The 9,471-nt window shown below is 63.2% G+C and carries 9 protein-coding genes, 1 tRNA gene and 1 riboswitch; of the genes, 7 read left to right on the top strand and 3 right to left on the bottom strand.

Features of this window, described 5'->3' with window-relative positions; translation table 11 throughout:
• The first annotated feature begins 513 nt into the window (after window positions 1–513).
• Window positions 514–1,764 (top strand): site-2 protease family protein, encoded by a 1,251-nt coding sequence (locus NKH52_RS34775; protein WP_352736778.1) that lies wholly within the window; start codon window positions 514–516, stop codon window positions 1,762–1,764.
• A 72-nt stretch (window positions 1,765–1,836) separates the two neighbouring features.
• On the opposite strand, the gene lipB is transcribed toward NKH52_RS34775, so the two are convergent.
• Window positions 1,837–2,580 (bottom strand): lipoyl(octanoyl) transferase LipB, encoded by a 744-nt coding sequence (lipB, locus tag NKH52_RS34780; protein ID WP_352736780.1) that lies wholly within the window; start codon window positions 2,578–2,580, stop codon window positions 1,837–1,839.
• Window positions 2,581–2,815: 235 nt separating this feature from the next.
• Here lipB and NKH52_RS34785 point away from each other — a divergent pair.
• The 3 genes from NKH52_RS34785 to NKH52_RS34795 all read left to right on the top strand — a co-directional run bounded on the left by NKH52_RS34785 (window position 2,816) and on the right by NKH52_RS34795 (window position 5,053).
• A tRNA-Leu gene (locus tag NKH52_RS34785) sits at window positions 2,816–2,900 on the top strand.
• A gap of 190 nt (window positions 2,901–3,090) precedes the next feature.
• Window positions 3,091–4,509, top strand: coding sequence for a magnesium transporter (gene mgtE / locus NKH52_RS34790; protein WP_023812369.1), 1,419 nt, complete (start codon window positions 3,091–3,093; stop codon window positions 4,507–4,509).
• Between the two features lie 157 nt (window positions 4,510–4,666).
• Window positions 4,667–5,053 carry a MerR family transcriptional regulator gene (locus tag NKH52_RS34795; protein ID WP_023685221.1) on the top strand — a complete coding sequence of 129 codons (387 nt, stop codon included), beginning with the start codon at window positions 4,667–4,669 and terminating at the stop codon, window positions 5,051–5,053.
• A 73-nt stretch (window positions 5,054–5,126) separates the two neighbouring features.
• On the opposite strand, the gene NKH52_RS34800 is transcribed toward NKH52_RS34795, so the two are convergent.
• Both NKH52_RS34800 and NKH52_RS34805 read right to left on the bottom strand, forming a co-directional pair.
• On the bottom strand, window positions 5,127–5,603 hold the full coding sequence (locus tag NKH52_RS34800; RefSeq protein ID WP_352736782.1) for a methyltransferase family protein: 477 nt from the start codon (window positions 5,601–5,603) through the stop codon (window positions 5,127–5,129).
• Complete coding sequence (locus NKH52_RS34805; RefSeq protein WP_352736784.1) at window positions 5,600–6,598, bottom strand: heparan-alpha-glucosaminide N-acetyltransferase; 999 nt, start codon at window positions 6,596–6,598, stop codon at window positions 5,600–5,602. Before NKH52_RS34805 ends, NKH52_RS34800 begins: the two co-directional genes overlap by 4 nt.
• 223 nt (window positions 6,599–6,821) lie before the next feature.
• Here NKH52_RS34805 and NKH52_RS34810 point away from each other — a divergent pair, with 223 nt between their 5' ends.
• The 3 genes from NKH52_RS34810 to NKH52_RS34820 all read left to right on the top strand — a co-directional run bounded on the left by NKH52_RS34810 (window position 6,822) and on the right by NKH52_RS34820 (window position 9,308).
• A complete protein-coding gene (locus tag NKH52_RS34810) occupies window positions 6,822–8,021 on the top strand; it encodes an MFS transporter (protein ID WP_127297842.1) in 1,200 nt (399 codons plus the stop codon).
• Window positions 8,022–8,086: 65 nt separating this feature from the next.
• A riboswitch (cobalamin riboswitch) is annotated at window positions 8,087–8,283 on the top strand.
• 35 nt (window positions 8,284–8,318) lie between these two features.
• Complete coding sequence (locus NKH52_RS34815; protein ID WP_013531117.1) at window positions 8,319–8,498, top strand: CbtB domain-containing protein; 180 nt, start codon at window positions 8,319–8,321, stop codon at window positions 8,496–8,498.
• Window positions 8,499–8,513: 15 nt separating this feature from the next.
• Window positions 8,514–9,308, top strand: coding sequence for a CbtA family protein (locus NKH52_RS34820; RefSeq protein ID WP_352736786.1), 795 nt, complete (start codon window positions 8,514–8,516; stop codon window positions 9,306–9,308).
• The last annotated feature ends 163 nt before the right edge of the window (window positions 9,309–9,471 follow it).

The following is a 9,471-nucleotide window of genomic DNA, read 5'->3' on the forward strand; positions in this document are numbered from 1 at the left end:
TCCTCGAAAGGACGACCAGGATCCCCTCGGTCTCCTTCCCACTTCAGACATAGCATGGGAACAACACACAGGATCCTAGGGTCTGTGCGCGTCGCTCCGCTCCTTGCTCCGCCCTAGGATGACGAAGCAATGGGTGTATTGGCTAATCGCAAAGGCCGCGATCTCCCCACGTAGCACCGTCCGACGCCCATCAACCCTTTCTTAACCCTGCCGATCTGATCGCCGCAAAAATCCGGATGCGGGCGGATCGTGCCCGTTGACTTTGAAACAAAATTAGAACAAAATGCGAACATATCAACAACAGGAGAGAGTTATGACCGATCTGGTTCAGGATGTCATCTCACTGGTTTGCATGAGCACCTTTCTCGTTTCCATGGCGATCTGGATCGGAGCCATGTGATTTGGCGGCGTTCGCCGTCGCTGTTCCTGCACGGTCGAAGGCCGTTCCGCCGTTAAGCTTTTCTTGCCGTCGCGGCGTTAGGGTGGCCCGGCAAGACAGGGAGCAACGTCCAGGTGTCGTCCATCGTCACGGCCATTCTGGTGGCCAGCAATCTCGGGCTGATCTTTCTGTTGATGACCGTGCCGCTTGGTTTGCGCACGGTCCGGCTGACCCGTCTGGTGGCAATGGACCGTCAGCGCCTCTGGCAGGCGCTGTGGCCGCTCGGCAGCGATGCCGGCTGGTCCGGTGAGATCCTTTCCGCCGAGGCGCCGGACGGCGAGGGCGTGGTCCGCATCACGCTGTCGTGGGAAGGTCGCGACGGCAAGCCGATCGAACGCAAGTCGCGGTTTGAAGACGTCGTCGAAGGCAGCCGCTTCTCGATGCGTGTCATCGAGGACACCGCGCTCGACGCTTCGTTCTGGAAGGACTTTTCCGAAACCACCGAACTCGTCTCCGAAGGCACCAGCACGCGGGTGACGCTCAGCCAGACGGATCGCTATCGCGGCGTCGCCTTCCTGGTGTTCCGCTATTTCGCCCTGCGCCGCGAACTCTCCAAGCTGCAGCGCTGGACGCGGACCGGGGAGTATCGCAAGGGCGGTTGGTTCGAGCATCCGTTGAGCCAGGTCGGTTTCGCCGGGCTTTCGGCGCTGATCCTGTGGCCATTCTTCGGCCTTCACTTCGGCGGCCTGGCACTTGCCGCGATCCTCACATCGGTGGTCGCCCTGCATGAGCTTGGCCATATGGCGGCGTTTCGGCTTATGGGCCACAACCGGGCACGGATGATCTTCATTCCGCTGCTCGGCGGCGTCGCCATTGGTGGGCGGCCCTATGACAGCCGTTTCGAAGTCGCCTTCGTGGCGCTGATGGGCGCCGGCTTCTCCGCATTCCTGGTGCCGGTTGTCATCGCTGCCAGCACCTTTGCCGGCGCGGAAGGTCACCGGCTGGCGGCGGCCCTGCTGGCGACCTTGGCGGGCTTCGCCGCACTGTTCAACATCGCCAATCTGGTGCCGGTGTGGAAATTCGACGGCGGTCAGGTGCTGCGCCAGATCTGTCCGGGGCCGGTCGCGCTGGCGCTGGCTTCCTTCTTCCTGCTCTCGGCTTTCCTGGCCGTGGGTTGGCAGGCCGGCTTTTCCTCCAACTTCCTGCTCGCGACGGGAGCGGTGTTTTCGATCCTCAGCCTGTTGACGATGAGCAGCGGGGTCAAGCCGCGTTACGAGCTGAAGCCGATCCGCACCATCGACCGCCTCGCCATGGCCGCGGCGTTGCTAGCGGTGTTCGCCATCCATGGCTATGGCGTCCTGTGGGCCTCCGCCCAGCTCATCTGAGGTGTGTTGATATTCAGGTGATGCCAGCCTGACCTGACTCTCAATACCTTGAGCCGTACCGGTCAGGAAGAATCAGCCGGCCTTGCGCTCGGCTTCGACAGGCAAAGCCGTGGCGGGACCGAACACATCCTCGAAGGCGGATTTCAGCGCCAGGTCAAGATCGGCCATGGTCAGGGGAAGGCCGAGGTCGACGAGGCTGGTGACGCCGTGGTCCTGCACGCCGCAAGGCACGATGCCGCTGAAATGGTCGAGATCGGGCTCGACATTGATGGCGATGCCGTGAAAACTCACCCAGCGCCGCAGCCGAATGCCTATGGCCGCGATCTTGTCCTCCGCCGGCGAGCCGTCCGGCAGGGCAGGGCGATCCGGCCTCACGACCCAGACGCCGACCCGGTCCTCGCGGCGCTCGCCCTTCACATTGAAGGCGGCGAGCGTGCCGATGATCCACTGTTCGAGCGCCGCGACGAAGGCGCGGACGTCCTCGCGCCGCCGCTTCAGGTCAAGCATGACGTAAGCGACCCGCTGGCCCGGCCCATGATAGGTGTATTCGCCGCCGCGGCCGGCCGAAAACACCGGGAAGCGGCTGGCGTCGATCAGATCCTCGCCGCGGGCGCTGGTGCCGGCCGTGTAGAGCGGCGGGTGTTCGACCAGCCAGACCATTTCGCCGGCGGCCCCGCTGCGGATCGCCTCGGCGCGCGCCTCCATGAAGGCAAGTGCTTCGGGATAGGCGGTAAGGCCGGGCTCGATCAGCCATTCGACCGGTGCTGAACCGGGGAGCGGCAGGAACGACGTGGCGATCTGGCTGCGTTCGGGCATGGCGTATCGTCTTTTCGCTTATGCATGTCGCGTCCCAAAACCGCCTCGCACCTTTGGGTGACATCAACTTGCCTTCCATATGGCGATATCAGGCGCAAACGTCCAGTTCCGACGCTGCGTTCGGACCCTGTGGAGCATTATGCCAATCGCCTGACATTATTGCTTGCCGTGCACTTGTTTCGCCGGAAACGATTTGCTACACGCCGCGAGCCGGTCGGTTCCGGCTCTACCACGTGCGGTCGTGGCGGAATTGGTAGACGCGCAGCGTTGAGGTCGCTGTGGGGCAACCCGTGGAAGTTCGAGTCTTCTCGACCGCACCATTCTCTTCCCAGAATCCGATTTGTACCGGCCTCGCCCGCTGCGGGCCGGACACATTTCGTTGATATTCCCGCACTTTACGCCACTTTCTTTTTGAGCGTCGGATTCTCCCAAAACCGGTTTCCCCTTTTGGGTCCGATGCTCTAGACCTGATTTGCACCTTTTCCGGGATTCTTGTGGCGGGAGGCGCTGGTGGAAGGCGAGCACGAACGGACGACCGGCGCCAGGGCCGCCGAGGACAACCACGCCGATATCTATGGCGAGGACGGCGCCGTGCTTTCGTCCTTCCTGGCGCGGATTGGCGCGGCGATCGCAGACCGCGACACGCTGACCCTCAAGCATGAAGTCGACGACCTGCACCAGTCGGAACTCGGCGACCTGCTCGAGGCGCTGCATCCCGAACAGCGCCGCGCGCTGGTCGAACTCCTGGGCGCCGATTTCGACTTCTCCTCGCTGACGGAGGTCGACGAGGCGATCCGTATGGAGATCGTCGATAATCTGCCTAATGCGCAGATTGCGCAGGCGGTGCAGGAGCTCGATTCCGACGACGCCGTCTACATTCTCGAGGATCTCGACCAGGAAGACCAGGACGAGATCCTGTCGCAACTGCCGTTCACCGAGCGGATCAGGCTGCGGCGCTCACTTGATTATCCCGAAGAGACGGCCGGCCGCCGCATGCAGACCGAGTTCGTCGCGGTGCCGCCGTTCTGGACGATCGGCCAGACCATCGATTACATGCGCGAGGACAACAACCTGCCCGAGCGCTTCAGCCAGATCTTCGTCATCGATCCGAGCTTCAAGCTGCTCGGCGCCATCGACCTCGACCAGATCCTGCGCACCAAGCGTTCGGTCAAGGTCGAGGAAGTGATGCACGAGACGCGGCACGCCATTCCGGCCACCATGGATCAGGAAGAGGCGGCGCGGGAATTCGAGCAGTACGATCTTTTGTCGGCCGCAGTCGTCGACGAGAACGAACGGCTGGTTGGCGTTCTGACCATCGACGATGTCGTCGACGTCATCCAGCAGGAGGCCGAGGAAGATTTGATGCGCATGGGCGGCGTCGGCGACGAAGAGCTTTCCGACAGCATCTTTTCGACCTCGCGATCACGCGTTCCGTGGTTGCTGATCAATCTTCTGACCGCGTTCCTGGCGGCGTCGGTGATCAGCCTGTTCGACCGCACGATCGAACATATCGTCGCACTGGCGGTGCTGATGCCGATCGTCGCCGGCATGGGCGGCAATGCCGGCTCGCAAACCATGACCGTCACCGTGCGGGCGTTGGCGACCAGGGATCTCGACATCTACAATGCCGGCCGCATCATTCGCCGCGAGATGGGTGTCGGCTTCATCAACGGCATCGTCTTCGCCATCCTGATCGGCATCGTTGCGGCAGCCTGGTTCCGTGACCCCAATCTGGGCGGCATCATCGCGGCGGCGATGATCATCAACATGTTCGTGGCCGCCCTGGCCGGCATCTTGATCCCGCTGCTGCTCGATCGTTTCAAGATCGATCCGGCGGTCGCTTCGGCGGTCTTCGTCACCACGGTTACCGACGTCGTCGGTTTCTTTGCATTTCTCGGCATTGCCACGTGGTGGTTCGGTGTGCCCTGAAGGCACGCCTTTTGGCTTAATTGACTTTTACGTAAATGCCGTGCGAGGCTTGCGCGGGGCGCCATGTCGATTCCGGCATGGCATGGGTTTTGGTTCGGGACATAAGGGTGACGCCGGCATGGCGATCGCCCCTTGGTTTCGGCGTGCGGGAGTGGCAATGCGAGAATATTATTCGATCACCGAGTTGACCCGCGAGTTCGACGTGTCGACGCGGACGCTGCGCTTTTACGAGGACGAAGGGCTGGTGCAGCCGGTGCGGCGTGGCCGCACGCGGCTGTTTCGCCCCTCCGACCGGCACCTCATCCGTCAGATCATGCGCGGCAAGAGGCTTGGTTTCTCGATCAACGAAATCCGCGAAATCATCCAGATGTACAAGGAGCCGCCCGGCGAAGTCGGCCAGCTCAATCTGATGATCAAGCGCATCGAGGAAAAGCGCGAGGATCTCCGGCAGAAGCGCCGCGATCTCGAGGAGACGCTGGCTGAACTCGACCAGGCCGAGGAATCTTGTGTGGAGCGGCTGGTTGAGCTTGGCGTGAATACCTGAGCTTTCGTAATCCTCGGGTCTGCGCCGCGTCGCTGTGCTCCTTGCTCTGCCCGTGGATGACGAACGCGCCAGCTCAGATCCAGCGGCGCACGCGTTTCGCGTAGTCGCGGTATTTCTTGCCGAATTTCGCCGCCAGCACCTTTTCCTCGCCTTCGATCGCCACCTTCTGCGTGGCATAGGCGGCAATGAACGCCAGTGGCAGGAACCACACGATGCCCGAGACAAAGGCGACGCCGATCAACAGCAGCGTGTTGGCCAGATACATCGGATTGCGGGTGATGCCGAAGGGACCCGTGGTGACCAGGTGATCGGGCACAGCGTTCGGGTTGAGCGTGGTCTTGGCGCGGATCATGGTGCGGATCGCGGTGAACCAGAGTGCGGCAACGGCGACGAGTGCCACCCAGCCGGCGGCGAACAGGATATCGCCCAGGAGATCGCCGATCCAGGGCAGGGGATAGAGCAGGCCCAGCGCGATGCTGATGGCGATGGCGGCGGTGTAGATCAGCGGCGGCCACGGTATGAGCCCCGGCTTCGGCTGGTTCTCGGTCATTTGACCCCTTCCTCCATCAACTTGCTGTCCGTCTTGGCGGTACACATGCCGGCGAGATCGGACAGATGCGTCTTCCATTCCGCAGTCTGGTCGTTGTTGTAGAGCCGATCAAGCGTCGCCTCGCCCTCGAGCGTATCGAGCATGCAGACACAGTAGCTCGTACAGAACTCGGTGTCGCGCGACTGCTCGCAGGACAGCTGGCAGGTTTTGAGGAAATTCACCTGCGGGGTTTCGACCTGCGCCGGCATGATCTGCGAGAACAGCCAGACGCAGCCGATCAGCAATGGCTGGTGGATCAGGTAGAACGCCAGGCTGTGCCGGCCGATGAAGACCAGCGGGTTGGCCAAGCGACCGGGCGCCAGATTGGCAAGCCGGGCAAGCAGGCCGGCACCTGCGGCGAGTTTCGTCACCGCGATGCCCGCAAGCACGGCGCCGAACCATGGAAACAACGGAACGTAGTCGTTGGAGCGTGGATTGTTAGCCGACAGGCCTACCCACCACAGCCATGGGTGATCGAACGCCTCGAGGCGCAGATAGACAGGCGCCGCAATGACGAGCGCGGCGACGACAAGCGTCAGCAGCGCCGGCAGGCGCAGGAAGGCGAGGCCGAGCAGGCTGGCCAGCGCGATCTCGTGCAAGATGCCGAAGAAGATGAAGCCGTCCGGGGTGGCGATGCGGGTGACGACCGAAATCGCGATCGCGGCTCCGGCGACCATGGCAAACCGCTTCCAGAAGCCGTTCCAGCGGATCTGTCGGCCATGGGCGAGGTACAGGCTGACGCCAACCAGGAACAGGAAGGTCGAGGCTATGCAGCGCGCGTAGATCTTCCACCAGCCGAAGGCGGTCAGGCCGGGATCGGTGTAGCCGAAGAACTCCAGATCCCAGGTGAAATGGTAGCTTGCCATGGCGATCAGCGCGATGCCGCGCACGATGTCGATGACGACGATGCGCTTTGGTCGATCCTGAACGGGTGCGGTCGGCGTTTGGATGCTCATGGTCTCGCATTCTGATTCAGCCCCGTTGGAGGACTATCACGGTTGCCCCGGACAAAAGAAGACCGGCAATCCTGCCGATAACGCCGGATCGGCCGCGGCATTGGGCCAGTGCCGGGAAGCCTTTGGCCGGCTTCGCTTTTGCCGGATGCACGTCGGTTTCCTCTTATTGGCACTGGGGTCGCCACGTCAGATTTCACCCGGTGAATCTGCTTCGGGGAAAGCAATGTCCACCCATGTGCGCCATCCGATCTGGCTGCCGGCTCTCAAGGCCGCGGACGCGCGCACCTTCGCGTCGCTCTATGCGGTCGAATCCTTCGCCCGCGCCACGGTGTCGAGCGTCATCCCGATCCAGGCCTACGAGATCCTGCACAACGAGCAGATCGTGTCGATGCTCTACACAGTCGTGGCGATGCTCGGCCTGTCGGTGACATTGTTCATGCCGATGCTGATCCGCCGTTTTGCCCGGCGCTGGGTCTACACATCAGGCGCCTGCCTGCTGGCCGTCGGCTCGCTGTTCTTCGTCACCGACACGCTTGCCGGGCAACTGGCCGGCATGCTGTGCCGGGTGATGGGCGCCAGCGCGCTGTCGATCACGCTCAACCTCTACATCATGGACCACATCCGCAAGACCGACTTCATGCAGGCCGAATCGCTGCGCATGGCGTGGTCGATGCTGGCCTGGACCGGTGGGCCGACGCTCGGCATCTTCCTCTACACGCGCTTCGGCATCTATGCCGCGCACGGTGCGGTCGCGGTGTTCGCGTTTGCCCTGCTGGCGCTGTTCTGGACCTACCGCCTCGGCGACAACCAGTCCATCCGTCCGGGCAAGACGCGCCCCGTCAATCCGCTCGCCAATATCGGCCGCTTCGTCGCGCAGCCCAGGCTCAGACTGGCCTGGCTGATTGCCTTCGGCCGCTCCTGCTTCTGGACGACGTTCTTCGTCTATGGGCCGCTGTTCATGGTCATCACGGGCGAGGGCAAGCTGGCCGGTGGCCTGCTGGTTTCGGCCGGCAACGCGCTGTTGTTCATGGCGATTTTCTGGGGCAAGGCAGGAAAGCGCTTTGGTGGCCGCGGAACCATGACATTTGCCTATTTCGCCATGTCGGCCGCGCTGCTGGCGGCGGGCTTCGTCGGCGAAACCGTGCCGTTGCTTACCGGCGCCTTCCTGCTCTGCGGTGCCTTCTTCACCATTGCGCTCGACGCCCTCGGCTCGACCGCCTTCATGCGCTCGGTGCGCTCCTATGAAAGATCTCAGATGGCAGCGGTCTACCGCACCTATCTCGACTTTTCCGAGTTGACGCCGCCGCTGGTCTATTCGGTGGCGCTGGCCTTCTTCGGCCTGGGCTCGGTGTTCGTCACGCTCGGCCTGCTGGCGGCGGTCTGCGGCTTTGTGACGTGGCGCTATCTGCCGAAATCACTTTGACCTTCATGGCGCATTCGCAATGGTCACCGGCGGAATTTGGTTTGCCGGAAGCGAGGATTCTGCCTATAGTCACCGGTGTCGCCGGTTCCATTTTGGAGCCAAGAGGGAATGCGGTGAGGGCGAATTTCGCCCAATGCCGTGGCTGCCCCCGCAACTGTGTGCGGTAGTCCTCTCCATAAGCCACTGAGGATTTTTTCTTCGGGAAGGTGGGGAAGGACGCTGATCCGTGAGCCAGGAGACCTGCCGGCGACAGGAACTGACTTCGATGCCCTCGGGTGGAGGGCGAAAGGACAAGACATGACTACCGCTTCCGTCTCCCTCGGCGCCTCCGTCTCCTCGCAGTCGCGCTTCATGCAGCTCGCGCTTGCCGCGCTGCTCGGCATTTTCGTGATGGGCTTTGTCGGCTTCTCGCATATCGATGCCGTCCATAATGCGGCTCACGACTATCGCCATTCGATGGCGTTTCCCTGCCACTGACGAGGGGCTGACATCATGAATCTGTTTCGCAACGTCGTGTTCATCGCGGCGATCGCAGGGCTCGTGGCCGGCGTCGTCCTCGCCTGCCTGCAGGCCTATGCCACCGTGCCCCTGATCCTGAAGGCGGAAGTTTACGAACAGGCGGGCGGCGGGCATCACCATGACCATGGCGCTCCGGCCGCAACGGATAGCAATGCCATGAGCACAACTGCTCCGGCGGGAGATGCGATGAGCTCTGCTGCCCCGGCTGCGGCGGAAGCCGCTCCGGCAGACGAAGGTTGGGCGCCGGCAGACGGTTTCGAGCGTTTCGCCTTCAGCGTGCTTGCCAATATCGTCACCGGCATCGGCTTCGCCTTGATCCTGGTCGCGGTCTCCGAATTCGCCGGCGGCATCGGTGGCTGGCGCCAGGGCGTGTTCTGGGGCCTTGCCGGCTTTGCCGTGTTCACGCTGGCACCGGGCCTCGGCCTGCCGCCGGAACTGCCGGCCATGCCGGCCGCCGATCTCACCCAGCGGCAGATCTGGTGGTGGGCAACGGTGGCGGCAACCGCTGCCGGTCTCGGCCTGATCGCGTTCCGCAAGTCGCTGCCGCTGGCGATCCTTGCCGTCTTTTTGATCGTCGCACCGCATGTTGTCGGTGCACCGCAGCCCGACAGTTACGAGACGGCGATCCCGGAAGGGCTGCATCACCAGTTCGTGGTGGCGGTGACCGTGACCAATCTGGTGTTCTGGCTGGTGCTCGGCGCGGTCTTCGGTGTGGTGCGTGGCCGCTTCGCCGGCACCGCGACCAGCCTGCGCGACAGCTTTGCCTGATCGCAAGACACTGACCTTCCTCATCGGCGGTGGGGGGGGGCGGGGGAGCGCGCCGGCCCGCCAGATTGGGTGCGCCCAGGGCGCCGCCCGGGGCGAAGGGGGGCAGCCGCCCACGCGGGATTAGGGGGGGGTGGGTAGGCTCGCGGGAGGAGCGAATAAGCGG

Origin of the sequence: Mesorhizobium sp. M1066, assembly GCF_040318635.1 — a bacterium.
Classification (GTDB): Bacteria; Pseudomonadota; Alphaproteobacteria; order Rhizobiales; family Rhizobiaceae; genus Mesorhizobium.